This is a genomic window from Halovenus halobia (assembly GCF_051414135.1).
GTDB classification, from domain to species: Archaea; Halobacteriota; Halobacteria; order Halobacteriales; family Haloarculaceae; genus Halovenus; species Halovenus halobia.
The window spans coordinates 156,411-183,152 of sequence record NZ_JBLKOA010000004.1; the positions used below are offsets into that span (position 1 = coordinate 156,411).

The window sequence follows — 26,742 nt, forward strand, 5'->3', positions numbered from 1 at the left end:
GTACACACGGGGTTGACTATACGTTTGGGGCACTCAAACTGTCAGCACAACTCCGGCATGTTTCGCCGGATGAATTAAGTACTATGGTGTGGTATATCACGCCATGGAGGTACTGGAACAACCAGAGATCAGCCACGACGACCGGCGTGATCTCTACGAATACGTCGAGCGAGAGGGGGCAACGAAACCAGATAGTGTGCGTCGCGCACTGGGGATGGAACCGCGGCAGTTCGGTCACCACGTCGCGATTCTCAAACGCGACAGCGTGATCGAAGAAGTCGAGGGGAAACTCCGTGTTGCCTTCGACGCGGGCGAGCAAGAAGAGTACGAGACGAAGGACGTTTCTTACACCATACGACAGGCCCGCGAGGAAGACCTGACAGGCCTCGTCGGCGCGATTCGGGAGGCCATCGGCAGCGGCGAGTACGTCAAAGCCGAGACAGTCGCAGACATCGTCGACAGCGAGGGGGTGCTGATTCGACACAACGAAATCGAGTCACGAATGTTCTTCGTCGCCTGTGTCGAGGGCGACGTCGTCGGCTGGGTCCACCTGAAACACGTCGACCTCGAAAAGCTGAAACACACGGCAGAACTGACCTTGGGCGTGCTCGAAGCCTATCGGGGGATGGGCATCGGCAGCCAACTGCTCGACCGGGGGGTTAGCTGGGCCGACGAACAGGGGTTGGAAAAGATTTACAACGCGATTCCCGCCTCGAACGAGTCAGCAATTGCATTCCTCGACGACCACGGCTTCGAGACTGAAGCCGTTCGCGAGGACCACTACAAACTCAACGGGCACTACATCGACGAGGTGATGATGGCCCGCGGGCTCTAGTCCCAGACATCAGAGAGCGGGTGGTCGTCGGCACTCTGCTGTGTCGACTGATTCGTTTTTCGCGTCCGTCGTTCTGTGGTCCCCGTGCTGAGCGCCGCATTTGCCGAGAACGGCGGCAGCTCTGGCTGTTCCATCGCCTCGACCTGTGCGCGAAACCAGTCCGGCGTGTCTGTCCGAGCGAGGTCGAACAACTCCAGTAACGAACTGTCACCGAGGTAGGTGTGACCGTAGTCGTCAGGGGCACGCACGACGCGACCGCAGGCCTGAATCACTGTTCGCAGCGCAGTCCGGTAGTACCAGCCCCACTGGCCGTCTTCGAGCCGGCGGGCCACACGGGAATCGTTCGTGTTCGGATACGGTGCCTTACAGAGCAGTTGCCACCGACAGAGGTCACCCTCCAAGTCCAGGGCTTCCTCCATCTTGACCGAGAGAAAGACCGTCGGCTCGTCGCTTCGTTGCCACGCCCCAAGTTGGCCGTCGCGGTCCTCGCGGTCGTGACTGCGAATCCGTTCGCCGACACCGTGTTCTCGAAGGAGCGTTTCCAGTTGGTCCTGAATCGCGTACGAGTGGCAGTGAACGAGGCCTTTCTCGTCGCTATGTTTGGCCATCAGCCGGACGAGTATGCGGGCAATCTTCGGCAGCGTTTCGTCGCGGTGCTCGTAGGTCATCTTCCCCTGTGTCACGTCGAACAGCGGCCGGTGCTCCAGTGGGAATGTGTGTGGCACTTCGACCATCCCGACGCGGTCCGGGTCGAGACCGACACCCGCACAGAAGGAATCTCGGCTGAGAATCGTCGCCGACAGAAGCAAGAACTTCTTCCCGCGGTCCCAGACCGTGTGTTTGAGATAGCGCTCTGGGTTGACCGGCTTGATCGTCGCCGGCGCGCCCGCGTCGCCGTGCTGGTCGACGACCCACGTCGTTGCGCTCTCGGGGTCGCGGTAGTCCTCCAGAAACCAGTTCAGGTCGGTGCGCAGTTTCGTCAACTGGTCGCGTTTGGCGACTTCTTCGGGCGTGAGTTCGGCGTTGCCCCGCAAGCCATCGAGGCCACGGTCACAGATTGTCGTCAGATACTCTGCGTACTCTGCGGCGTCGTCGAGTCCATCGATTACGTCGGGCTTGACATCTTCCCACGGCGGAATCGTCGCGGGGCCGAGTTCGATGGCGGCGTACATCTCGGCCCACTCGCCAAGGCCGTGTGCTTCGTCGATGACGACTACGTCACGCTGGCCGAACACGTCCGAGCCGGCCGTTTGCATGAAATACGCGAGTGTCATCGCCGCAATTTCACGGTTGGCGGCAATCGAGCGGTCAGAAAAGTACGGACAGCGGTGTTTCACCTGACAGTCGAACTCGCGTTCGCGGGCACACGGCGCCTGGTTGACCGGCGTGTCCGTCTCGCCGGGGAGGATACAGCTGTAGTTGTTCTTGCCACGGATGATATTCAGGTCTTCGAGCAGCGGGTCGCTGGCAACGTCGTCGAGCTGGGACACCTGTGGGGTGGTGTAGTACGAGCCAATGGGCTCTTCTGGGCCGACCTCACTCGGGCGCGCACCACAGCCAGCCACGGCCCGAGCCAGTAGCGACTTGCCGCTGCCGGTCGGTGCGCGGACGAGGACCACGTCGTTGCCAGCCTCGAAGGCGTCGCGGATATCCGCGAGCGCTTGCTCCTGTGCGCCGCGGTAAGAGGGGGCGGGAAACTCCTCGAAGAGACGTGACGGCTCCACGGTCGTACTGCCGCCCGACGAAGCTTAAACTCGTGGGTTCGGTTTGTAGTCTCTAAGTACGCAAACTGGGCTTCGAAAACCAGAAAGCCCCCGTCGGCTTGGCTGTCCGGGACCTGTTCACGGCGGCAGTGCCGCCGTCTTCTCGCGGCATCGCCGCTCGAATGGTTCGCGGAACTCCGTTCCGCGCAATTCACAGTGTTCGAGGGACCTACGGTCCCTCGCCACTCGCTGCGCTCCAGTAGGTGCTTACTTCGTCCGGGACAGACCAAGCCGACGGCCCCTTTCAATCCCACCCGCGGTGGCCCGTGACACAGGCAACAGGGTGGGACTGAAAAGGGGCGAGGGTCTCGGCGACGGCGGACGACGTAAGCACGCGACTGGAAGGAGCGCGCGTGGTTCGAGAGAGCTTTGCTCTCTCGTCATCCTGAAAATCTCCGATTTTCTGAGACAGCGAGTCCCCTGAGTCGAGAGCCTCGGGGCTTTCTGGTTGTTTAAGTCAAAAATACCACCAACCCCCGCTAAACCAGACGCAACTGATCGGCCTGTGGTTTTACAGTACTGTCAGCCGCAGACCGAACTATGGACACAACGACCGAGATGGACAACGAACTCGTCCGAATCGACCGCGAGGGCTACCGCGCAGAGGTGGTCATCCAGCGCCCTGAGAAACGCAACGCGATGAACGAATCGCTCATGGCTGACCTCGCGCAGGCGTTCGAGCACCTCGACGGAGACACGGAGTGTCGCGCTGCAATCCTCCGCGGCGAGGGACCAGTCCTGAGCGCCGGGATGGACCTCGAAATGATGCGAGGTCTGGCTGACGAGTCGACCAACCACGCGGTGACGGACTCGCTGTTCCCCGACCTGCTCGACACAATCGAGCGCTGTTCGGTGCCGACAATCGCAGCCATCCACGGCGCTGCGCCGGCCGGGGCTTTCGAGTTGACGCTGCCGTTCGACTTCCGGATTATCGACAGTGAGGCAAAATACGGCGTTGTCGAGGTCAAGCTCGGCACCTTCCCACACGGCGGCGCGACCCAGCGACTCCCGCGACTCGTCGGCCTCGCGAAGGCCAAAGAAATCGTGCTCACTGGTGAGTACGTCGACCCGGAGGCTGCCGCCGACGCTGGTCTCGTCCGCGAGGTGGTCGAACCCGGCACTGTCGTCGAAACTGCGCGAGAACTGGCTGCGGAGTTGGCCGACAACGGACCCATCGGGATGCGGATGGCCAAGCAGGCGCTCAACGCTGCCGGGGACATGGGGCTCGACGAAGGGCTCGAATTCGAGCGGGCACTCGCGAAGGAAACCTACCGAACGGCGGACTACCGCGAAGGTGTCGAGGCACGCCTCGAAGGACGGGACCCGGACTTTCGCGGCGAGTGAGCGTTCAATCGTCCCGGTCTGTTTCGAGTCTGCTCGCCCGGTCCGTTGCGCGCAGCGCTGTGATAATTTCCTTTGCTCGCTCAGTCTCCGATTTGAGGTCCAGCGACTGCAGCGCAGCCTCTAACCGCGCCGTGGCACAGCGAAGCTGGTAGCTCGGCTCCGCCGACGAGCCTGACCGTCTCCCATTCGAGTCGCCTGTCTGCTCGCTTGACATATCCACAACTGATTGCTGGGTGCCCGTAGTTATACACTTCTTACTTACGTCCGAGGTTGCGCAAGATACTGGTCGCTTAGACAGTACCGCTCCGAAGCAGTGCAGCGAGCAACACATCCAACTCTAGTCATCCTGGACGGGTATTACGAAACGCCGAACACGTCATAACACAACAACCATCTTCCCGGCGGCAACAGCCTCGATGTGGCCGTGCCATCGCAGTCGCTGAGCGCCGAGTTCCCACCCCGAAGCGTTCTGAAGTACTATCTCTACAAGTCGACGAAGGCCGTCGAATTCTATCGGCCGATTATGTACCTCTTTTTTCTCGCGCAGGGCCTCGATTTCACACAGATTGCTGCCCTCGAAGCGATATACAACCTGACGACGCTGGTCGGCGAGATTCCGACCGGCTACGTCGGCGACAGACTCGGCCGGCGCAACAGCCTGCTCATCGGTACGACGCTCATCTCACTCACACTGCTCGGCATCGGCCTTGCCAGTTCCTTCCTCGCGCTTGCGGTCCTGTACGTCTGCTGGTCGGCGGGGTACAACTTCCGCTCGGGCAGCGAAGACGCTTGGCTGTACGACACCCTCACCGACGACCTCTCGGAAGACGAGTTCGCACACGTCCGCGGACGCGGCGAATCTGTCTCGCTGGCCATCGGTGCCGGTGCCGCAATCACTGGCGGCTATCTGGGGAGTATCGACCTCTCGTACCCGTGGTTCGTCGCCGCCGCGGTCACGGCACTCGGTGTGGTTGTGCTCCTGACAGTCGAGGAACCGGAGACCTACGAGCAGACCGAGACGGCGGCGTTGACCTTTCGTCGGACCGTCGGCATCGTCCGCCGCACGCTTGCACAGCGTAACATTCGCGCGTTCGTGCTCTACTACTACGTTCTGTACGCGGCAGTGACCTACCTCGTGTTCGTCTTTCTCCAGCCGATTTTCGAGACCGTCGTCGTTGACTTCGGTGTGGCCGAGACCCAAGTTCGGTCACTGCTGGGGTGGTTCTACGCCGCCTACAGTCTCTTCGGGGCTGGGCTGAGCTATTACACCGGGGCGATTCGCGACCGACTCGGACTCCGAACGTGGTTCCTGTGGCTGCCGTTCGTCGTCGGTGGCGCGCTGATCGGGATGTACTTCGTCCCAGTGCTTGCGTTGCCGACGTTCCTGCTGATTCGCGGCCTCTCGGACGTTACGCGGTCGTTCGCCGGCCAGTATATCAACGACCGTATTGAAACGATTGGCCGCGCAACGGTCCTCAGTGCGATGGCGATGGTCAGCGGCTTCGCTGTCGTCCCATTTCAACTCACCAGTGGCGTCATCTCTGACGCAGTCTCGCCGCTGTTCGCGCTCGCGGTGGCCGGTGTTGTTCTCGTCGCCTGCTCGCTGGGCATCCTGCTGTGGGAGGCGCCAATCGAGCGAATCCCAGAGGAACCGACCGACAGCTAATCGCTCGCTCATCGACCCCGGCTCTCTCGCCGTTCTGCCAATTCTATATAGCGCCATAGCATTTATCGTTACTAATTACCGCCCAATCCCCGGCGACTGCACTCTCAGGAACAGACCGATTCGACGAGCCGAAGCGCGTCCGGCCCGTCACGACGCTCGACGACCACGAGAATTACAGATTCACCGAACCCAGCGCCGAGAACGTCAATTTCGGCGGTCTCGCAGCTACCGAGCACGCGCCGACAGAGCCCCAGCGATACCTCGCCACTGACGAGAATCGCAGTTAGCGAGCCGTCTCCGGGCACGAAGCCGGTGTCGCCGACGGTCAACAGTCCACCGTCGCCACGGCCGAGACCTGTCTCCATCGTCACTCGGACGTCAGCCTCCCTCGCCGGGGCGTCAAGTTGCTCGCCGTAGCGCCGGAGTGCGGCCGCAACCGCCTCCTCTTCGCCGACATCGAGGAATCGGGCAGCCGCCGAGTAGTTGAGGACGCCAACAGCGAGGGCGTCGTGCATGAATGGGTGTTCGCGGGCCGCTGCTCTGGCTCGTTCTGCAAGCGTCATACCGGAGCGAACCGCCGGCAGGGGCTTAATCCCATCGTAGCCCCTAAGCCGCGCTCTCCGCTAGTAGTACTATGTCCACTGCCCTCGTCATCGCCGCCCACGGCTCGCACAAGAATCCGGGCTCCAGCGCGCCCGCGTTCGACCACGCTGACCGCATCCGCGAGACCGGTGCCTTCGACGAGGTTCGAGAGACGTTCTGGAAGGAAGAACCCGCCTTCCGGGAGGTGCTTCGCACTGTGGACGCCGAGGAGGTGTACGTCGTCCCGCTGTTCATCAGCGAGGGCTATTTCACCGAGGAGGTTATTCCCCGGGAGCTTCGGCTCGAGGGCTGGGACCCTGACCTGTGGGAGTCGGACGGCACCAGCGCAGATACGGCGACGCTGACCGCCAAAGACACCGGACAGACGGTCCACTACTGCGGGCCTGTCGGAACTCACGACGCGATGAGCGATGTGATCGTCCAGCGTGCCAGGTCAGTCACCGACGACCCAGATGTGGGGGGCGGCTTCGGACTCGCTGTCGTCGGCCACGGGACCCGGCGCAACGAAAACTCCGCGAAGGCAATCGAGTACCACGCCGACCGCATCCGCGAGAGGGGCCGGTTCGACGAGGTGCAGGCGCTCTTTATGGACGAAGACCCCGAAATCGACGACGTGACCGACTACTTCGAGAGTGAGGATATCGTCGTCGTGCCGCTGTTTGTCTCCGATGGCTTCCACACTCAGGAGGATATTCCGGAGGATATGGGCCTGACCGACGACTACCGGACGGGCTACGATATTCCGGAGTTGGTTGACGGCCACCGCGTCTGGTACTCTGGCGCTGTCGGGACCGAACCGCTGCTGGCCGATGTGGTACTCGAACGGGCCGACGACGCGGAGGCAGACGTGGCCGACGCCCACGCGCAGATTCGCAACCAGACCACAACTGACCGGCCGCCGGCCGACGCGCTGTAACCCCCGGAATCGCCCGACTTTTGAGGACGCACACCCTCTGAGTTTGTATGTCACACGGGTACGTCGACGCGCTCGTCGAGACCGCACCCGACGGAATTTCTTTCGACGGTCTCCACGTGGAGTTCGACGGCAACTACGCCTACCGGACGCCAGATGTCGAGTTTACTGGCCTGAGCGAAGCCGAACTCCGCGCCGTTGCGACCGGTTCGGACCACGTCACAAACTGGTATTTCTGGCACGCGCTGGCCCCCCAGAAAGACGACCGCTGGGCCTTCCTGCGGTGGCTCGAGGGTGAGGGCTCGGTCGCCGAACGCTACGACCGCCTCGAAGACGGCACGGTGACCGAGTGGGGCCAACTCCGAATCGAGGTCACGCTCGAATCGGATGGTCGCCGACGGTACCGGCTTACTCACGCTGACGACACTCCCGGAAATCTGACGGCCTACGACGACCCCCGAGAAGCCCGGGAACTGGCGACGTACACCGACGATGGAACCTACCGGCCGCTGAAGACAGCGCCGACGCTGCGGACTGGCTGGGAGTTCTCCGGATTGGGTCCTGCTGAACTCGTCGAGACGGTCGATTTCTTCTATCCGGCGACGGTCGCAAACTGGCACCAAGAACGCACCGGGACGCTCGATGTCACTCACTGGCGGGAGACGATGGCACGCCAGACCGGGATGTACGGCGTCATCGAGACGTGGGACCGCGGCGAGGGTCACGAACACGTCGAGTGGGTCGCCGAAAGCTGCTGTCAGGACTCACAGTGTCTGAAACGCCGCGTCTGGCAGTACGACGACGAAACCGAACTGGAGACGCCCGGCGGCAACGGCGTCTTCCCGTGCCGGGAGCCGTGCTCGCTTGTAGTTACGGCTGCTCGCCGGTTCACCAAACTCGACGCCGAGGAGACCCAAACCTACGAATTCGACCTCACGCCGAGCGAGAAAGACCAACTCGAAGCGCTAATTGACGCCGTCGCCGACGGTGAGGTTGCGGGCATCCGCGACGCCGACCTCAAATCGGGCGCCAATCAGCTTCGCGCCCGGTTCCTGCGCGCCCGTCGATTCGACGAGGACGGCAATCTGTCCGGCCAGCCAGCCCAGGAATAGGGCAAACTATTACGGTCGTTGATAAGTCAGTAGAGATATGACAGAGGCTGCAGACCTTGTCTTGCACACCGGCCGAGTCCGGACGCTTGCCGGTGAAACCGCTGAGGCCGTTGCCATCAGAGACGGACAGATCGTCCGCGTTGGCCGCACCAGCGAAGTCGACTTTGTGACTGATGTCGAAACAACTGAGATCGACCTCGAAGACCGGGTTGTACTTCCTGGATTCATCGACGCACACACACACATGGACTTTCTCGGCAAACAACAGGTCGAGGCCGACCTTGCTGCTGCGGACTCGCCGAGTGAGTGTCTCGACGAACTCGCGGCCAGACGCGAGGAGAGTGAGGGCCCAATTCTCGGCTACGGCTACGACGAGAGCCGCTGGAGCGGTGACTATCTCACCCGTGACCAACTCGACGAGGTCAGCACGGACCGACCGGTCGTCGCCTATCGGGAGGATCTTCACCTCGCCTCGGTCAACAGCGTCGTCCTCGACCGGTACGTCGACGACTTCCCCGCCGAGTACGTCGCTCGTGACGACGGCAGGCCAACAGGCGTCCTCACCGAGGACGCCCTCGCAGTCCTGGGCGAGCGGATCGACCCGGACCCCGAACGATTCCGTGAGTATCTGCTCGCTGCACAGGAGTACGCCCACCGCCAGGGCGTGACGGGCGTCCACGATATCATCCGCGAACCGGTCGTCGCTCGGCTGTTTCACGAACTCGACCGGGACGGCGACCTCTCGCTCCGAGTTCGACTCAACTACACCGCTGAGTTTCTCGACGCTATCGACGACCTTGGTCTGGTTACCAACCACGGCACCGACCACCTCCGCGTCGGCGCGGTCAAAGCCTTCGCTGACGGCAGCATCGGGAGCCGAACAGCCCGTCTTTCGGAGCCATACAGCGACGGTGACGGACGCGGCGAGTGGACAATTCCGCCGGCGGAACTCTCGGAACTGGTCGACCGCATCGACGACGCGGGCCTGCAGGCGATGGTCCACGGTATCGGCGACGAAGCGCTCGACGCGCTCGTCGATTCCTACGAGGGTACCAGTGGAGAGCGCCATCGAATCGAACACGCCGAACTGCTCTCGGAAGAGCGACTGGCGGCAGTGGGAGCGAACGATATCGTCATTTCGGCCCAGCCGAACTTCCTCAAATGGGCTCGCGAGGGTGGCCTGTACGACGAGAGACTCGGTGAGGAGCGCCGACGCCGGAGCAATCAGTTCAGGCTGCTGCTCGACGCCGGGATTGTACTGGCGTTTGGCAGTGACTGCATGCCGATGGACCCGCTGTTTGGCATCGAACAGGCTGTCACGGCCCCGGATGACACGCAGCGAATCGATACGACTGAAGCGGTTCGTGCCTACACGCGAGGTGGTGCGTACGCTGGCTTCGACGAGAACCGTCTCGGGACAATCAAACCGGGCAACTGCGCTGATCTGGTCGTCCTCGACCAGTCCCCGTGGGAGACAGACAGCATTGCTGACCTGGCTGTCGAGCTGACAATCGTCGACGGCGCCGTCGTCTTCGAGCGTGGCCGGTCCAGCTAGCCAAATCAATACTGATATCGAAGGTCCGTAGTTTCTTATATCAAGAGGGATACATTGACTCTATATGCTCGAGCCGTTGGTCCTCGCATACGTCGGTGACGAGAAGCGGGGCCTCGATATCGTTCGCGCCCTCGACCAGCGGCTTCACCGTCCCGTGCACCTTCTCACAACCACGCCCGCTGGCACTGCTGACCTCGTCGAGAGTTCGTTTCTCGACGCCGTCGTCTGCGGAATGCTCGACAGCGACGACCTCCAACAGGTAGTCGACGCCGTTGCTGACGGAAACGCTGACATTCCAGTGTTCGACCTGAGCGGGGCGATTGCGGCTGTCCCCGATACAGTCGAGTTACACCAGATCTACCCCGGAGAGAGTCGTGCAGAGGCAGCCGACGAACTCGTTGGCCGAGTGCTGAGCGCTACCTCGCGACAGGACGAGACCCACCCTCGGACACTTGGCCAGTATCTCGCGCTGGACACCAGCGGAGTCGTGACGGACTGGGACCCACGCCTCGAATCGTGGACTGACCTCTCTCCCGCTGAGGCGACCGGGAACCGTCTCTGGGACCTCCTCCCCGACTGGAGGGAGACCGAACTCCGAAACCTGTGTCAGGAGGTTCGAGAAGCTGAGAACCCAACCACAACCGACCTCTATCACAGCCCCGCCGACGCGTGGCTAGACGTCCGTGCGGTTCCGCTCGACGGCGGTGGCGTCGAACTCTTCGTGCGCGATATCACCGATTACAAGCAGACCGACCAATTTGAGGGGCCCAGCGAACGGTTCGAGGACACACTCGAACGAATCACAGACGCCTTTTTCGCCCTCGACAACGAGGACAGGTTCGTGCTGCTGAACAGTCGCGCGGAGGATGTCCTCGATGTCGAGGGAGAAGAAGTAACAGGCGTCCGCTTCTGGGACGCCTTTCCGGCGGCAATTTCGACCAGTTTCTACAGCAAATTCACCGAGGCGATGCAAAGTCAGGAACCGACAAGCTTCGAGGAACACTACCGGCCACGTGACCGCTGGTTCGAGGTCAACGCCTATCCCTCCGAGGAGGGACTTTCGGTGTTCCTGCGCGACGTGACCGAGCAGGTCCAACTCCAGCAGAAACTCGAATCGCTGCACGACCTGACTCGGGAACTCATTGTCGCCGAGTCCGACACGGAAATCGCCGAAGGGACTGTCGAGGCGACCGAAGAGATTCTTGACTTCCAGTTAGCGGTCGTCTGGCGGTACAACGACGCAACGGACACACTCGACCCGCTGGCGTGGTCCGAGGCTATCGACGACCGAGTCGGTGAGATGGCACCGCTCGGTCAAGATAGCGAGTTCATCTGGGAGGTGTACGAGAGCGGCGAGTCTCGTGAACTCGGGTTCGTCCCCGCGACGACATCGACCTCTCACCATCCCGGAAAAGTCACCTCGGAACTGCTGGTTCCGGTCGGCGAGTACGGTGTCATCGCTGCATACTCCGACGAGCGCAACGCATTCGACGAGACTGATATCGAACTCTTTCGCCTGCTTGCCAGCACGGTCGAATCCGCCTTCGCCCGGACGCTGCGGGAGCGACAACTCGCCCAGCGCAACGAGCGACTCAACGATTTTGCCAGCGTGGTGAGCCACGACCTGCGCAATCCACTGAACATCGCCTCGGCACACGCCGAACTGGCCCGTGACGCCGACGACCCGACACCACACATCGAGAAAATCGACAGCTCGCTTGCGCGGATGGAGGACCTCATCGAAGACCTCCTTGCCCGCGCCCGTGGCGACCAGGACCTCGACCGCGAGCCGATTGTGCTCGCCGAAATTGCCAGAAGCGCCTGGGAGGGTGTTGATACGGCCCAGGCGACGCTGGATATCGAAGACGACGCTCGCTTCGACGCCGACCCCGACCGACTCCGCCAACTGTTCGAGAACCTGATTCGCAACGCCGTGGAACACGGTTCCACGAGCCCTGACTCGCAGGCTCGTCAGGACGCAGTGGAGCACGGCCGCGAGGACGTGACGATCCGAATCGGCGCCACCGACGAGAGGTTCTACGTTGCCGACGATGGCCCGGGTATCCCGCCGGAGCAACGCGAAGACATCTTCGAGCAAGGCGTCACACACTCCGAGGACGGGACCGGCTATGGCCTCGCAATTGTCACGGACATCGTCGACGGCCACGGCTGGTCGATTGGTGTCGAAGAGAGTTGGGCCGACGGTGCGCGGTTTTCTATCGAGGGAGTCCGCTCGCTGTCGGACGTTGCGGAAGTACGGACGAACTGACTCTCGTCACCGACGGACACCTCGTGTTTTCTCATACTCATTTAAATAATAACTATACAGACGATATATCGAATCCGCCAGGGCCGTTATTACCGGTTCAGTGAATAATGAAGAAGGAGGTTAAAGGGAGAATTCATTTTCGTGTAGCTCAGATTGATGCTTCTCACTGACTCACCAGCGAGACGTGTTGAGACCTGGAGTGACGAGCCCTGGTCGAACGTACTGTACGTGTCACGCGGCTGCGTATCGAAGGGTACGGAATCCTCTGTCTCAGTCAAGTAGCCCTCAAGTTTGAGGTTGCGGGCATCGACCGTATCACCGTACTCGTGAGTGAGCGTGAGTGTGTCTGGAGACTCCTCGACACTGAATGCGATATCTGGGAGGGGGGTAACGTCGACGGATTCGATCGCGTCTTCTCTGCTGACTCGGACGTAGTGGCGAAGTGATGGGCGAGCAGAGACGCTATCGGTGGTGTACGTCGTTTCGAGCTCCGGATTGTCCCAGTTGTTGTCGAGCTCTGCGGCGAACTCCTCGATTTCGGTTTGGCTGGTCTGTTCGGGGAACGCGGCTTGGTGAATCAGATATCCGTACTCGTCGGTCAGTCGGCGGACTTGTGCCATTTTGTCTGGCAAGGACTCCGAATCGTAGCTCCCATCGCTTGGTTCGGTGAACGTGGTACCGTGATACGTATGGCCGAGACCATCTGCAACGGCTTTGAGCGCGTCGTCGGTCTGCAGGGCATTTAGCTGGGTACCAAACTTCGTATCGATGATCGACTCGATAGTTCTGCGCTGTCTTTCGTGTACGGTCGATGAAATCGCGGTCTCCAGGCCGAGCGCGACCTTCTGTTCGCGGTCGTCTGTCCGGCTGTATATGGTGAAATCGCCATACGACGAGGTCCGTTCGTACGGCATCTGCTCGACGAGCGTCTGTTTGAGCGAGTCTGTATCGAGGGACCCAGTTGCAATGCGGGAACCGTAATTGACTCTGATAACGTGGTCAGCACTCGAGAGGTCAACACCACAACGAATCTCTCCAGTCTTCAGAATGTTTAACCGCTCGGTGACAACTGACTGCGGCTCGGCACGCAAACTCATCGCCGGTGAGACTGCTGATAGATTGAAACTATGTCTCGCCTGTTTTTCCTCGGGAAGCCACGTTCCGTACAGCGAGCCAGCCGTCGTCTCAAACGAGGGGGGAGTGAACGACGAGTCTGAGTCGAACCTCTGACAGCCAGCTAGTGCTGCCAGCCCAGTCGTCCCGACGGTTGCAAGTATGGTTCGTCGCGTGGCGGAGAGGCCACTCGTCTCTGAGTCGTCAGAAGGCATTCTGTGTCATCTCGTTGACCCACTCGGCACTAATATCTACTCGTAGAGTTCGGGTCACCTGGGAGTGACTGACAAAACGCTGGGTCACTCAACCCCGTCCGTAGAACGGGCGAACACTGCGAGGGGACTGCGGTACTCTTCTGCCATTGTCTCCAAAGCCCCTGGGGACGTGAGTGGAATCAAAATGAGGCCGCCAAAGATAATAATATCGGCGTACCCAGCCACGAACACGGAGACGAACGTATCGAATATCCCGAGCGTTCCACGAGCCAGCAGGCCAGTCAGGAAATAAGTAAGAAAGCCGAGGATGAAGATATTTCGGAGTTTTGAGAACAGGAGACGTCGACGACCAGACACCGTCTGCGCTGCGCTCGTTAGCGGACCGAGTAGCACCCACAGGGCTGCGCCTAGCGACACAATCGACAGGAGGCTGAGGAGACTCCCGGCTGCCCCTGGAATGAGTTGACCGCCAGCCGTCGAGATGGTGTTTCCAATGACTGCACCAACAATAGCGAGGCGATAGCGGAGTGGTGCCCTAGCAAGCAGTCCCGTGTACCCTGCGGCAAATCCGTAACCGACCACGTACATACTGTAGCGCAGGAGATGGACTGGATACCCCTCAGTTCCGATTGGTGCAAGGAGGCCCTGAGACATCCCGATGTAGCCAAACAGCAAGAGGACGCTCAAACCGGCGAACGGGAGGGCCTGTGTTCGCTGTTCTCGCTCGAACTTTCTCAGACGGACCAGCGCGACCAGCAGGAAGAGCCCAGCCACAACCACGCCGATGGCGTACGTCTGAGACTCGGAAAGCACCATATATCTGCCGTGGGGTCGAAGCGGATTAACTCTACAGGTCCAGTTTTCAGTTTTGATTCGACGGCTTACCTAGCGTGGTCCAGAGAACGATTGTCTTCCCCTTCTGTGCCCGCTACGCGGAGCGTCTTCACGCTTTGCCGTGTTCGTCAAGATTCTTCGATCGTCTCGGATATGTGCTACAAGGCTTCTGTACTGTTCTGTGGTGAGTGGCTCTGTTACCACTACCCTCCGAAACCTGTTCGAGATGATGTCGTGGGCGAGATTGCCGACGAGCAGTACCACGTCGGTGCGCCTACTCGACTCCGCCTCCCGAGGGTCCAGCGTCTCACAACTGCCGGTCAAGTTGTTCGGCCGTCTGCTCACCCACGCCATCGACTGCCCGGAGTTCCTCGACGGTCGCCTCTCGGATGCCGTCGACACTGCCGAACCGACCTAGCAGGCCTTTTCGTGTTTCGGGGCCGACGCCGTCGATATCGTCCAGTGCGGTCGAGACATCGTCTCGTAGCGTCTCGTGGTACTGGACCGCAAAACGGTGGGCTTCGTCGCGCACCCGCTGGAGCAGTTTGAGTTTCTCGTCGCTTTTGTCCCAGTCGTAGGTTCGCTCGGGCGTAACCACGAGTTCCTCAGCCTTGGCGAGCGCCACGGCGGGCACGTCCCAGCCGACGCCTGCGAGGGCGTCCCGAGCAGCCCCAAGTTGGCCCTCGCCGCCGTCGATGAGCAGTAGGTCTGGGTCTGGGCGGTCGTCGCGGCCCTCGACTGCGCGCTCGGCACGCCACTGCACCAGTTGGCGCATATTCTCGTAGTCGTCGTTCGTCTCGGTGAGTTTCTTCCGACGGTAACCGCTCTTGTCTGGAGACCCGTCGACGAAACAGACGTTGCTGCCGACGACCGCTCGCCCCTGCGAGTGGCTGACGTCGAACCCCTCGATTCGGTTTGCGGCGTCGAGACCGAGCGCCGTTGCCAGCGCTCTCGTCCCGTCACGTTCGCGTTCCTGTCGGCGGGCGTTTTTCATCGCCAGGTCGACCAGCGTTGCCTCCCGGCCAGCGCCCGGAATCCGGAGTTCGACGCCGGCCTCACTCAGCCACTCGTCCAGTCCATCGCCAACTGGTTGTTCCGGTGTCAACAGCCGGTCCGGAAGCTCTGTGCCGGCGTAGTACTGCGGAATGAACGCACCCAGCACCGCACCGGGGTCCGAGGAGTCCGGCAGCCCCGTTCCGGCAGTCTCGTCGTCGGGCACCGCGAGGGAGTGCTGTTCGCGCTCGACCAACTGCCCGCCCTCGGCGCGCAACAGCGCAACCGTTGGCTCGGACCCGGCCAGTGACACGCCGAGCACGTCGGTTCGGCGGCCGTCGCCCTCGGCACTGGTGACTGCCTCGCCGCCGGTCTGGCGGAACCGCTTGACGGCGTCGAGCATATCCCGGAGATTTGCCGCCCGCTCGAAGCGCTCGTCCTGTGCAGCTTGTTCCATTTCGTTACGGAGTGGTTCGGCCAGCACGCCCGTCTCGCCGTTGAAAAACCGCTTGACGGATTCGACATCTTCGAGATACTCCTCGTGGCTAATCTCGCCAGTGCAGGGAGCAGTACAGAGTCCGATATCGTAGTCGAGACAGGGTCGGTCTCGGTTGGCGAACTTGTGGTCCGAACAGCCCCGCAGGCCGTAGACATCTCGGAGCGCCTTGCAGACTGTTTCTACAGTCCCTTTCTCGGTGAAGGGGCCGAAGACGGTCGACCCGCTTTCGGGGTCGCGAGTGATCCGTAGCTGTGGATACTCGTGGCCGGTCAGCGCCACCAGCGGGTAGGACTTGTCGTCCTTTAGCCGGACGTTGTACTTCGGCCGGTGGCGCTTGATGAGATTGGCTTCGAGCAGGAGTGCCTGTGACTCTGTGTCCGTGACGGCGATATCGAGGTCGTCAGCCCGAGCGACCATCTGGCGGATGCGTTCACTTCGGGGGTCCGCATACGAGCGCACCCGGTCGCGCAGTTCGACGGCCTTGCCGACGTACAGCACCCGCTCGCCGTCGAGAAACTGATAGACGCCGGGCTCGGTGGGCAACGCCGACGCGCGCTCGCGGACGGTCTCCGCTTTCATTGCTCGTCTGTAGGCGTTGGATTGGCTTTGGTCCGTCGCTTAGAAGATATCTCCCGGGAGCAGTGAGGCAACTCTGGACGCATCAGTGCCTTCTATCCCCAGCGCGCTCTCAACTGTTCGTATCACTCTGTCTGGCTCATCTGGACGTGGGAGATGAATATTCTCGCGGTCGCCAGCGATTGCAATCTCGAGTGTCGGTGTCCGTCTGAGCCAGTAGACCGCAAAGATGGCGACGGCGATGAGAAGTCCAACTGCGCCGATGGTCCGCATGAGCGCGTCGAGCTGTGAAAAGAAACTCAACATCCCTTGTGCGAGGCCAACAATGCCGCCAGCGCCGGTCTCCTGTGTCGCCTGTGCATCGAAGCTCACATCGCCGATAAGCCCGCCGAAGTCGATGAAGACGCCAGCTAACAGGAGCATAGCGCTGTATACGCCGTACCGAATACTTCGTTCGGCGAGTCCTGTCGACGAGAGCGCACCGGTAGTGATACCGGCGACGTTTGGTCGGTCGACTTGCTGGAAGTTCGCGCCAGCCATATTTGGGGTGAATGTCAGTACGCGGTGGCTCGTAACGACGATTCCTGCGTCGCCAACGTCAACGACCTCCTCGACTGACTCACCCGAGTAGAGGAGGTCTTCGACCTGCGACTGCCACTCCATATTCCATCGTACTTGCCCGACTCGTATTACTTCGACGCCCCGTTATCGTTCCTGAGAACTCTTCGCGCTCCGGAGCATACAACAGGAGTGAGCGGCAAGGGGGGTGTATGACTGAGGCCCAACGGGTCTGGCTGGTCGAGCGCAGTTACGGCAACGACGAAGACCTGGTGACGCTCGTGTTCGCGACGATAGACGGGGAGAAACACCGCAAGAAACAGCTCTCACACAATATGCTCTACGGCAAGACGATCACCGCTGCCCGGGAGGAGTCGCTCGACGACCTCGACGATGTGAAAGACCCCGAGACTCGCGAACGGTACGCCAACGAAGCCAGTCGAATGGCCGAGAAACACGACCCTGACGACGAAGTCTAAGCCTCGATGCCTCGGTCGGCGAGTAGTTCCTGAAACTCTGTTTCCGATAGCGTTGGCACGTCCTCAGCAGCGGCGTCGTCCTGTTTCGTCTGGCCCGGATTCTCCCCGACGACGAGATAATCAGTGTTCCCCGAGACGCTGCTTGTTGCGTTCCCACCGTGGCTCTCGATGAGGTCCTGCGCCTCAGAGCGCGTCATCTCTTCGAGCGAGCCGGTGAAGACGAACGTCTTACCTTCGAGGGAATTCCCACGATCAGTGTCGTCTTCTTGCGGGTCGACGTGTTCGAGCAGTCGGTCAATTGCCGCTGCCGTCTCTTCAGTTTCGAAGAAGGTTCGAATCGCCTCAGCGACTTTCGGCCCCACGTCGGGCACTGCCTGTAACTGCTCGGCGCTCGCGGTTCGAATACCCTCGAAGGTTTCGAACTCTGCAGCGAGTGTTCGGGCGGTCGTCTGTCCGACCTCCGGGACCCCGATTGCCGTGAGAAATGCCGCAAGCGGTGGCTCCCGAGTCGCTTCGATCTCGGCGAGCAGATTCTCTGCGCTCTGTTCGCCCCAGCCCTCCAGATCGGTCAGTTCCTCGACGGTGAGTTCGTACAGGTCTGCTGGCTCTCCGACAAGGCCAGCCTCGATCAACTGCTCGACGCGTTGTTCGCCCAGTCCCTCGATGTCGAGTGCGTCCCGCGTGGCGTAGTGCTGGATTGCCTGTTCGCGCTGGGCTGGACAGCCCAGTCCGGCCGGACAGAACGCCAGCGGCCCGTCTCGGCTGACTTCGGTCCCGCACGCCGGGCAGGTCTCGGGAAACTCGAAGTGTCCGTCGTCGCCGTCGACAACCTCGCTTACGTCGGGAATCACGTCGCCCGCCCGCTTGACGCGAACTTCGTCGCCAACGTCGACACCGAGACGAGCAATTTCTTCGGGATTGTGGAGGCTGGCCCGTGAGACGGTGACGCCGCCAACGTCGACGGGGTCGAGCAGTGCGACCGGGGTGAGCCGACCGGTTCGCCCGACCTGTACGACGATGTCGCGGACGGTCGTCTCGCCGCTTCTGGCCGGGAACTTGTAGGCGAAGGCCCACCGCGGCGCGCGGGCAGTCGCTCCCAACTGCTCGCAGGCCGCGCGGTCGTTTACCGAAATCACCGTGCCGTCGATTTCGTAATCGAGGTTGTCTCGCTGTTCGAGCAGTCGGTCACGGTAGACGATGGCGTCTTCGATGCTGTCGACGCGCTCGACGCGCTCGGCAACGCGCAGACCCCACTGCGGGAACCGCTCGTAAATCTCGCTGGTGCGCTCGAACTCGGTAGTCGAATCGAGCACGGAGAAGAAGTAGACGGTCAGCGGTCGCTCGGCAACGACGCTCGGGTCGAGTTGGCGGAGCGTCCCGGCGGCGGCGTTCCGCGGGTTGGCGAACGGCTCCTTCCCTGCCTCGACACGTTCGCGGTTGTGTTCCTGGAACGCCGTCCGCGGCATGAGTACCTCGCCGCGGACGGTCAGTTCCTCGGGGTAGTCGCCACGGAGTCGCTCGGGTACGGCAGGGATGGTCCGTACCTGCTCGGTCACGTCGTCGCCGCGCTCGCCGTCCCCGCGAGTTGCGGCGCGCTCGTAGCGCCCCTCCTCGTAGACGATTTCGACAGAGAGCCCGTCAAATTTCGGTTCACAGAAGTACTCGACAGCGTCGACGCCGAGGTCACTTCGCACTCGGTCGTCGAACTCCCGAACCTCCTCGGCCTCGCCGCTCTGGTCGAGCGAGCGCATCACGGCCACGTGCTCGACCGTATCGAGTTCGTCGAGTGGGTCGGCGCCGACTCGCTGGGTTGGGCTGCCATCGGTGTCGAGTTCAAACTCCGTTTCCAACTGTTGCAGCCGGTCGAACAGCGCGTCGTAGGTCCGGTCACCGATTACTGGCTCTGCCGCGACGTAGTACCGGTAGTCGTGATACCGGATGGCCTCCCGCAACTGGGCAACCTGCTCGCGGGCCGTCTCGGCGTCGAGCTCTTCGACCGGCGCAAACTCCGCCTCCGGGTCCGACACGTAGGGATTATCTGCTGGTTCCTGCTCGGCTGTCTCCATCGCCAGCAACGTAGGGTGGCAGAGTAAAATGTCCGGCGGGTTCGACGCGACCGATGGCCGCGGCTATCGAGTCAGCACACGAATAAAAAAACTGCAGGGAGTGCGTGACGCGAGTTCTGGCCTACTCTTCGTCCTCGTCCTCGTCGCCCCCGTCAGTCACGAGTTCCGTCTCAGCACTGCTCTGTTCGTTCAGGAACTCTGGGTCGGACTCGGTCTGTTCTTCGATGCTGTCATCCCGGTATGAGAACCCATGACACATGGTTCAACAACTAGTTGGTCTGGACGCTCTTGAAAGTTTTGTAGAAACAGATAGTCTGTTTCGGTGACGATATCGCAGAACTCAGAGGTCGGCCACGTCTTCGATGGCGTCGGTGAGTTCCCTGACGCTCTCGACGGTATGCTCGCCCATGTGGCCGATGCGGAAGCTCTCCTCGCCAATGTCGCCGTAGCCGCTGGAGAACACAAAGTCGTACTCCTCGGAGACTTGTTCGACGGTTTCCGCGACGTTGATTCCCTGCGTGTTCTCGACACAGGTCACGGTCTGGGATTCGTAGCCCTCCTCGGGGAACAGGCCAAAGTGTTCACGTGCCCAGTCGCGGGTGTACTCGGCCATCTCCCGGTGGCGCTGGTTGCGGGCGTCGTGGCCCTCTTCGAGCATGTGTTTCATCTGCTTGCGGTAGGCGAGCATAATCGGAATTGCGGGCGTGGAGTGGGTCTGGCCCTTCCGGTCGTAGTAGTCGAGACAGCGCTGGAACCCGCCGTACCACGACGCGGAGTCTTTCTCCAGTTCTCGCTCGTAGGCGTCGTCGCTGACGGTACAGACCGCAAGCCCCGGCGGCATCGCGAAGGCTTTCTGGGTCGACGTGAAGATGGCGTCGATGTTGTGGCCCTCGATGTCGATGAAATCTCCGCCGAGACAGGAGATTGCGTCGACGATGAAGTAGGTGTCTGGGTAGTCACCGAGCAGGTCACCAATCTCTTCGACAGGATTGCGGACGCCAGTCGAGGTCTCGTTCATCACCATCCCGACAGCGTCGTACTCGTTCTCGTCGAGCGCGTCGCGGATGTCCTCGGGTTTGACGGCCTGTCCCCAGTCGTACTCGACGCGGTCGACAGACTTGCCGAGTCGCTCGGCGACGTTTGCCTGTCGTTCGCTGAAGGCTCCGCTGGTTGGCACGAGCATCTGCTCGTCGACGAGATTCAGCGTCGTCGACTCCCAGAACTCGGTTCCTGACGCGGTCAGGACGATGACCTCCTGGTCGGTGTCGAGAAAGTCCTTGGTGTCTTCGACAATCGTTGTGTAGAGGTCAGTCATCCGGTCCATCCGGTGGCCGAACATCGGTTCAGCCATCGCCTCGATCACGTCTTCGCGGACCTCCGTCGGTCCCGGCAGATACAGCGTCTTCTCCTGATAATCGCCTGTGTATTCCTGTTTGTTCACGGAAACCACCTGTTCGTGTAGGCTACCCTGCGAGGGCATCGGGTATGGGAGTTTTGATTGGTGCTCACGCTGAGCGAACGAGCAAGAGTGCGTCTTCGCCGTCGTCGTAGTAGCCGTCAATGCTGCGCTGTTGTTCGAAGCCGTGGGCGCGGTAGAGTTCGATTGCCCGTTGGTTGCCTTCCCGAACTTCGAGTTTGATTGCGTGCACACCCTGCGATTCGAGCGTGCCGATGGCGTGTCGGAGCAGTTCGGTTCCGACGCCGTTGCCGCGGGCGTCCTGCCGGACGGCGAGGTCCTTGATGTGGCCGAGTGGAATCCCCTGATTCGAGACAGTGTCGGCAACGACGTAGCCGAGCACCGACTCCTCCATCGCGACCAGAAAGCCGGGGTCGCCGAGATACTGCTCGAAGGCGCTGAACGGCCACGGCTGCGAGAACGAATCGGTCTCGATTCGGTAGACGCCGAGCAGGTCTGCCCGCTCGGCCGGCCGAATATCGACCTCCGGCTGGTCCGCTGGTGGTGCCGTCGTCACACGCGTTCGTAGGACAGCGCCCCCTAAATGTGTGATGGCAGTTCACACACGAGACAGCAAACGGTTTCGCCGCTCGCCTCTTACCGTGGGTATGGCCGAGTTCAATCTGCACGCCCGACTGGACCGCACCGAGGAAACCGACGCGACAGCCATCTACGAGGAGTACACCGAGTCGTCCGACACAGTGACGATGGCCGAAACGGAGGCGACCGACCCCGACGACGACCCTGACGTACTCACGCCGACCGAGTATCTCGAAATCGACGGGATCGAGACGTTCGCCGAGATTTACACCGACCTCGTCGACCATCCCGCTGTTGTCGGGCTCTCGCTGCGCGGGCCGACCGCCGACCGGTATCCGCTGCCGGTGCAACACCACGCACTCCAGCAGATTGGCGACCCGACGCTGTACGAGTTTCACGCCCTCGACGGACAGGTGACGCTGGTTATCGCCGAGAGTGAACTCGAATTGAACGAACTTCACCAGGAAATACCGGACCCGGCACTGGGCTAATCTCTAGCCAAAACTAGTTGTGTTCGTGCTCACAATACGACTGTATGGCTGCGCAGTCGGGGGATGTCGCGGTGCTGTATGTCGAGGCTGATCCGGAACGTGCCGACCGCACAGTCACACTTCTTGAAGACGCCACGGCGGAGCTCTCAGTCACCGCCGTCTCGACAGCACAGCAAGCACTGGACAGACTCCAGACCGATACTGTCGATTGTATTTTGAGTGCGTACACGCTGCCGGAAATTGATGGCCTGCAGTTCCTGCAGGCCGTTCGCGCAGAGTACCCGAATCTCCCCTTTATCCTGTACACGACGGCCGTCTCTGGAGACATCGTGAGCGCGGCCGTCTCTGCGGATGTCTCAGACCATCTCGACAAGCCACAGCAACCCAGTGGCTATCGGGAACTGGCCGACCGTATCGTGAGTATCGTCGCCCGCGAGCGGGCCCGGCAGGCTGACAGCAGCGACCACGAGCAGGCCAGACGCGTGCTCGAAGCCTCACCGGACGCGATTGTTGTCAGCGTCGACCGGGAAATCGTCTACGCGAACCCTGCCGCAACCGACCTCTTCGATACACAGGAGGCGGCTCTGCTTGGCCGCGACCCTGTCGAACTCGTCGACACGCCGCCGACGCTGTGGGTGCCCGACGGGGAGCAGTCCGTCGACCGTGACCTGACGCGCCACCGTGGCTCACTCTCTCGACCTGACGGCCGCCTCGATGTCGAACTGACGACGAACTCCCTCGAGTGGCGCGGTCAGTCTGGCGTTGTTGCCGTCCTTCGGGATGTCTCAGGCCCGCCAGACCACGAGACAAACGCCGAGCACGTCGGAGCGCACCTGCAGGGTATCGTCAACAGTGTCTCCGCGGTCATTTTCCTCAAAGACGCGGACGGTCGGTATCTGTTGATGAACAGACACTGTCGCGAGTTATTCGGTATCGACGAGTCGACAAACGTCGTTGGACTGACCGACGAGGAGTTGTTCGACGACGCTGTGGCTGCACATCTTGGTGCTGAGGACGACCGGGTCTTCGCGCAGGGTGAGGTGGTCGAAGTCGAGGCGACCGTCCCCACGACTGAGGGTGAGCGCACGCTGCTCACGAAGAAGACGCCGCTGTTCGATGACGGCGAGCAGTACGCGCTCTGTGCGGTCGCAACAGATATCACCCAACAGCGAGAGCGCCAGCACGCCCTCGGCGAGCGGATGAAGGAGTTGTCTGCCGTCCACCGGGCCGTCGACCGCTTCCAGTCTACCGACAAACCGGTGGCCGACCGTCTCGACGCCTTTGTCACGGCACTGCCAGACTCGTTCCAGTATCCCGACCGGACGGCTGTCCGACTCACCTACGGCGAGGAATCGGTTGTCACCGCCGAGTTCGACCCAGATTTGCCGATGATCGACGCTGTCGGCGAGACACAGGCTGGGCCTACCGTCCACATCGAAGTTGTCTGTCGCCCGCCCGAGGGAACAGCTGACCCATTTTTGCCCGAAGAACGGCGGGTGCTCGACACGCTCGCGAGCCTCGTTGCTGGCCATCTTGACCGTCAGGCCTACATCGAGAACCTTCAGCGGTACGAGACCACGTTGCGCGCGTTAGGTGACCCGGTCTACGCGCTGGACCCATCGGGGACGTTCACCTTCGTCAACGACGCACTGCTCGAACAGACGGGCTACGAGCGCGGGGAACTACTGGGCGCACACGCCGACCGAGTGCTGACCGAGGGTGGTCTCGAACGCGGACAGGCGGTCATCCGGCAGCTGCTCACGAGCGACCAGCAAAGCGCCAAGTGGGACCTCGAAATCACGACCGCCGACGGCGAGCGAATCCCGACAGAAAATCACGTTGCGCTGCTGCCGTTCGACGAGTCAGGATTCCGCGGAACGGCGGGCGTACTCCGAGACATCACCGAACGAACCGAGCGCGAGCGTGAACTCAGCCGTCGAAAAGATATGCTCGTCCGCACCGAACAGATGGCCGATGTTGGCGGCTGGGAACTGGACACAGACACTGGCGAGGTGTACTGGTCCGAGGGGACGCGCAAGATTCTCGAGGTGCCGTACGGGTTCGACCCAACACCGGAGTCGGTCTTCGAGTACTACCACCCAGACGACCACGAGCGGGTCCAGAATGCGGTCGTCCGGTGCCGAGAGACTGGTGAGCCATTCGACCTCGAGTGTCGGGTTATCACTGCCGAGGGCCGCGAGCGACAGGTCCAGATCCGCGGCGAGCGGGTGACTACAGACAACTCTGAGACAATCCGGGGAACGGTCCACGACGTGACGGAAATTCGCAAGAACGAACAGCAACTTTCGGTGCTCAACCGCGTGCTCAGGCATAATCTCCGGAACAACCTGAACGTCGTCACGGCCAATGCCGAACTGGTTCGCGACCATATCGAGCAACTCCGCTCGAATACGACCGGTATGGACGCTGCCACTGCGACCCAGGACGCAGTTGAGCAGTTCCCCTTCGAGGACGTCCTCGACAACGTGGACCAACTCGACGCGAAAGCGTGGGAACTGCTTGCTATTGCCGACAAATCCCGAGAACTCGCCGGCGTCGTCGGACAGACTGATTCCACTGAGACTGCCGATATCGAGTCGCTGCTCACGGACCTCGTCTCAGAGTACAGAACGGAGTACACCAATGCGACTATCGACCTCGATACCATTCCGGCAACAGCGGACACGAATCCCGAGTCTGTCTACCTCGCAGTCGAAGAACTGCTGGAGAACGCGCTGCAGCACGCAGGTTCCGAGCCAACGGTCGAAATCAGTGTCACGCGGCCAGACCCAAACCGGGTCGAAATCGCAATTGCCGACGACGGTCCCGGAATCCCCGACATCGAGCGCCGAACGCTCGAAGCAGATGTCGAAACGGACCTGCGACATTCCAGCGGGTTTGGGCTCTGGACGGTGGACTGGCTGCTCGGGCGGGTCGGCGGTTCAGTCACCATCGAGAGCACCGACTCGGGGACAGTCGTTCGCGTCGACCTGCCGGCCGCCTGACCGACCGAACCCGATATCCATAAACCGCGGCGTGGAGTAGCGGAGGTATGTTCCTCGCGATGCGGACAGAGGTCGAGGCGGCACTGACCGGTGCCCTCGACCACTGCGGCTATCCGACCGACGACCTTGGTATCGAGGAGCCACCGGACGACCTCGATTCGGTTCTCGCCTCGAGTGTTGCCTTCCGGCTGGCCGGAGACGCTGGCGCACCACCGCCGGCGGTTGCTGACGAACTCGCTGCCGAAATCGACCCCGACGAGTACAGCTACATCGGCCGGGTCGAAACCCGTGGCCCCTACATCAACGTCTGGCCCAGCGAGCAGTACTTCGCCGAGACGCTCGACGCGGCACAGGACGACCAGTTCGGAACGCTCCCGGACCAAGAGACCAGCGTCGTGGTCGAACACACGAGCGCGAACCCGACCGGACCCGTCCACGTTGGCCGCGCCCGAAACCCAATTATCGGCGACGCGCTGGCTCGCGTGCTCGAATACGCCGGCTACGACGTCGAGCGACACTACTACGTCAACGACGCTGGCCGACAGATTGCGGTGTTCACGTGGGCCTACGAGTTTTTCGACGAGGCTGCCCTCCCCGAGCCGGAGCGCGACTCTCCAGAATACGAGATGGTTCGGTACTACCGCCAGGCCAACACCTACCTCGAAGAGGAGGCCTCAGAGGCGGAAGTCGAGGCAGCAGAGGATGAGATCCAGTCCATTATGCAGGGACTGGAAGCGGGTGACGAATCCGCATACGAGCGCGTCGGCGAGGTCGTCGACACCGTGCTCGGGGGGATGCGCGATACGCTCGAACGACTGCCCGCAGAGTTCGATAAGTTCGTCAAAGAGACGCAGTTCATGCGCGACGGTTCGACCAACGAGATTGTCGACCGCCTCAAAGAGACGGAGTATGCTGTCTTCGATGAGGAAGCGTGGCAACTCGAACTGCCCGACATCGACAAAAATCTCGTCTTTGTTCGTGGTGACGGCACCTCGCTGTACACCACCCGCGACCTGGCCCATCACGAGTGGAAGTTCGACAACTTCGACCGCGCGGTCACCGTCTTGGGCGAGGACCACGAACTACAGGCCCGCCAACTCCGCTCGGCGCTCGAAATCCTTGGCAACGACACCGACAGACTCGGGACCGTCCACTACTCGTGGGTCACCCTCCCCGAGGGCGGGATGAGTACCCGCGAGGGAACGGGAATCGACCTCGATGACCTGCTCGACGAGGCAATCTCTCGCGCCCGCAAAGAAGTCGAAGACCGACTGGATGACCGGGTTCGCGACGACGACCTCACGGAAGACGATATCGACCGCATCGCCGAGCAGGTTGGTATCGGCGCGGTCCGATACGACATCGTCTCGAAACAGCCCACCAAGGGCATCACCTTCGAGTGGGAACGCGCACTCGATTTCGAGGCGCAGAGTGCTCCGTACGTGCAGTACGTCCACGCGCGTGCCTCGGGCATTATCGCCGAGGCACACGAGGAGGGTGCTGTCGACCCAGCCAGTCTGGATATTGCGCCCGACGTTACGGCGCTTGACACTGCTGCTGAGCGAGACCTCCTGCGCGAGATTGCTCGCTTCCCCGCGGTCATCGAAGAGGCGGCCGAGGACCTGCAACCCCACGTCGTCGCCACCTACACCCGCGAACTGGCCGAAGCGTTCAACGGCTTCTACCGGGAGTGTCCGGTGCTCGACGCCGACGAGGAGACCCGGGACGCCCGCCTCGCGCTGGTCGTCGCTGCTCGCCACGCTGTCGGGAATGCGCTGGACGCGGTCGGTGTGCAGGCTCCCGACTCAATGTAAACCATCTTTTTCATCGTCGGGGGGGGGGGGGGGGGGGGGGCGG

At 61.6% G+C, this 26,742-nt stretch carries 22 protein-coding genes; 11 read left to right on the plus strand and 11 right to left on the minus strand.

The window, feature by feature from the left end; genetic code table 11:
• Positions 1 to 103: 103 nt before the first annotated feature.
• A complete protein-coding gene (locus tag ACMGFM_RS11630; protein WP_436902784.1) occupies positions 104 to 835 on the plus strand; it encodes a GNAT family N-acetyltransferase in 732 nt (243 codons plus the stop codon).
• Here ACMGFM_RS11630 and ACMGFM_RS11635 read toward each other — a convergent pair.
• Positions 832 to 2,559 (minus strand): helicase C-terminal domain-containing protein, encoded by a 1,728-nt coding sequence (locus ACMGFM_RS11635; protein ID WP_436902785.1) that lies wholly within the window; start codon positions 2,557 to 2,559, stop codon positions 832 to 834. The genes ACMGFM_RS11630 and ACMGFM_RS11635 overlap by 4 nt on opposite strands.
• Positions 2,560 to 3,138: 579 nt before the next feature.
• Here ACMGFM_RS11635 and ACMGFM_RS11640 point away from each other — a divergent pair.
• On the plus strand, positions 3,139 to 3,942 hold the full coding sequence (locus ACMGFM_RS11640; protein WP_436902786.1) for an enoyl-CoA hydratase/isomerase family protein: 804 nt from the start codon (positions 3,139 to 3,141) through the stop codon (positions 3,940 to 3,942).
• 4 nt (positions 3,943 to 3,946) lie between these two features.
• Here the strand turns inward: ACMGFM_RS11640 and ACMGFM_RS11645 are convergent, their stop codons facing one another.
• A complete protein-coding gene (locus ACMGFM_RS11645; RefSeq protein ID WP_436902787.1) occupies positions 3,947 to 4,156 on the minus strand; it encodes a hypothetical protein in 210 nt (69 codons plus the stop codon).
• 309 nt (positions 4,157 to 4,465) lie between these two features.
• Here ACMGFM_RS11645 and ACMGFM_RS11650 point away from each other — a divergent pair, with 309 nt between their 5' ends.
• Entirely contained in the window at positions 4,466 to 5,608 is a 1,143-nt protein-coding gene (locus ACMGFM_RS11650; protein ID WP_436902811.1) for an MFS transporter, read from the plus strand.
• A 104-nt stretch (positions 5,609 to 5,712) separates the two neighbouring features.
• Here the strand turns inward: ACMGFM_RS11650 and ACMGFM_RS11655 are convergent, their stop codons facing one another.
• Positions 5,713 to 6,171, minus strand: coding sequence for a DUF7523 family protein (locus ACMGFM_RS11655; protein WP_436902788.1), 459 nt, complete (start codon positions 6,169 to 6,171; stop codon positions 5,713 to 5,715).
• Positions 6,172 to 6,242: 71 nt separating this feature from the next.
• Here ACMGFM_RS11655 and ACMGFM_RS11660 point away from each other — a divergent pair, with 71 nt between their 5' ends.
• The 4 genes from ACMGFM_RS11660 (at position 6,243) to ACMGFM_RS11675 (ending at position 12,060) form a co-directional block, all read left to right on the plus strand.
• The gene (locus ACMGFM_RS11660) at positions 6,243 to 7,127 is read left to right on the plus strand and encodes a CbiX/SirB N-terminal domain-containing protein (protein WP_436902789.1); all 885 of its coding nucleotides are present in this window, start codon (positions 6,243 to 6,245) and stop codon (positions 7,125 to 7,127) included.
• 47 nt (positions 7,128 to 7,174) lie between these two features.
• Positions 7,175 to 8,236: a DR2241 family protein gene (locus ACMGFM_RS11665; RefSeq protein ID WP_436902791.1), complete on the plus strand. Its 1,062-nt coding sequence runs from the start codon at positions 7,175 to 7,177 to the stop codon at positions 8,234 to 8,236.
• 37 nt (positions 8,237 to 8,273) lie between these two features.
• Entirely contained in the window at positions 8,274 to 9,791 is a 1,518-nt protein-coding gene (locus ACMGFM_RS11670) for an amidohydrolase (protein ID WP_436902792.1), read from the plus strand.
• 64 nt (positions 9,792 to 9,855) lie between these two features.
• Entirely contained in the window at positions 9,856 to 12,060 is a 2,205-nt protein-coding gene (locus ACMGFM_RS11675) for a sensor histidine kinase (RefSeq protein WP_436902793.1), read from the plus strand.
• 89 nt (positions 12,061 to 12,149) lie between these two features.
• On the opposite strand, the gene ACMGFM_RS11680 is transcribed toward ACMGFM_RS11675, so the two are convergent.
• The 4 genes from ACMGFM_RS11680 to ACMGFM_RS11695 all read right to left on the minus strand — a co-directional run bounded on the left by ACMGFM_RS11680 (position 12,150) and on the right by ACMGFM_RS11695 (position 16,953).
• Complete coding sequence (locus ACMGFM_RS11680; RefSeq protein ID WP_436902794.1) at positions 12,150 to 13,388, minus strand: hypothetical protein; 1,239 nt, start codon at positions 13,386 to 13,388, stop codon at positions 12,150 to 12,152.
• 84 nt (positions 13,389 to 13,472) lie between these two features.
• The gene (locus ACMGFM_RS11685; protein ID WP_436902795.1) at positions 13,473 to 14,204 is read right to left on the minus strand and encodes a bacteriorhodopsin; all 732 of its coding nucleotides are present in this window, start codon (positions 14,202 to 14,204) and stop codon (positions 13,473 to 13,475) included.
• Between the two features lie 325 nt (positions 14,205 to 14,529).
• Complete coding sequence (locus tag ACMGFM_RS11690) at positions 14,530 to 16,293, minus strand: excinuclease ABC subunit C (RefSeq protein ID WP_436902796.1); 1,764 nt, start codon at positions 16,291 to 16,293, stop codon at positions 14,530 to 14,532.
• Positions 16,294 to 16,332: 39 nt separating this feature from the next.
• Positions 16,333 to 16,953: a hypothetical protein gene (locus tag ACMGFM_RS11695; RefSeq protein ID WP_436902797.1), complete on the minus strand. Its 621-nt coding sequence runs from the start codon at positions 16,951 to 16,953 to the stop codon at positions 16,333 to 16,335.
• Between the two features lie 107 nt (positions 16,954 to 17,060).
• On the opposite strand from ACMGFM_RS11695, the gene ACMGFM_RS11700 reads away from it, so the two are divergent.
• Complete coding sequence (locus tag ACMGFM_RS11700) at positions 17,061 to 17,327, plus strand: DUF7967 family protein (RefSeq protein ID WP_436902798.1); 267 nt, start codon at positions 17,061 to 17,063, stop codon at positions 17,325 to 17,327.
• Here ACMGFM_RS11700 and ligA read toward each other — a convergent pair.
• From ligA to rimI, 4 genes are all read right to left on the minus strand, one after another.
• Entirely contained in the window at positions 17,324 to 19,393 is a 2,070-nt protein-coding gene (gene ligA, locus ACMGFM_RS11705) for an NAD-dependent DNA ligase LigA (protein WP_436902799.1), read from the minus strand. The genes ACMGFM_RS11700 and ligA overlap by 4 nt on opposite strands.
• 121 nt (positions 19,394 to 19,514) lie before the next feature.
• The gene (locus ACMGFM_RS11710; protein WP_436902800.1) at positions 19,515 to 19,652 is read right to left on the minus strand and encodes a hypothetical protein; all 138 of its coding nucleotides are present in this window, start codon (positions 19,650 to 19,652) and stop codon (positions 19,515 to 19,517) included.
• A gap of 81 nt (positions 19,653 to 19,733) precedes the next feature.
• Entirely contained in the window at positions 19,734 to 20,873 is a 1,140-nt protein-coding gene (locus tag ACMGFM_RS11715; protein ID WP_436902801.1) for a pyridoxal-phosphate-dependent aminotransferase family protein, read from the minus strand.
• A 25-nt stretch (positions 20,874 to 20,898) separates the two neighbouring features.
• Entirely contained in the window at positions 20,899 to 21,366 is a 468-nt protein-coding gene (gene rimI, locus ACMGFM_RS11720; protein WP_436902802.1) for a ribosomal protein S18-alanine N-acetyltransferase, read from the minus strand.
• Between the two features lie 91 nt (positions 21,367 to 21,457).
• Here rimI and ACMGFM_RS11725 point away from each other — a divergent pair, with 91 nt between their 5' ends.
• The 3 genes from ACMGFM_RS11725 to argS are packed head-to-tail and all read left to right on the plus strand — an operon-like array spanning position 21,458 to position 26,699.
• Positions 21,458 to 21,880 (plus strand): hypothetical protein, encoded by a 423-nt coding sequence (locus ACMGFM_RS11725; protein ID WP_436902804.1) that lies wholly within the window; start codon positions 21,458 to 21,460, stop codon positions 21,878 to 21,880.
• A 44-nt stretch (positions 21,881 to 21,924) separates the two neighbouring features.
• A complete protein-coding gene (locus ACMGFM_RS11730; RefSeq protein WP_436902806.1) occupies positions 21,925 to 24,885 on the plus strand; it encodes a PAS domain S-box protein in 2,961 nt (986 codons plus the stop codon).
• 47 nt (positions 24,886 to 24,932) lie between these two features.
• The gene (argS, locus tag ACMGFM_RS11735) at positions 24,933 to 26,699 is read left to right on the plus strand and encodes an arginine--tRNA ligase (RefSeq protein WP_436902807.1); all 1,767 of its coding nucleotides are present in this window, start codon (positions 24,933 to 24,935) and stop codon (positions 26,697 to 26,699) included.
• Positions 26,700 to 26,742 lie beyond the last annotated feature (43 nt).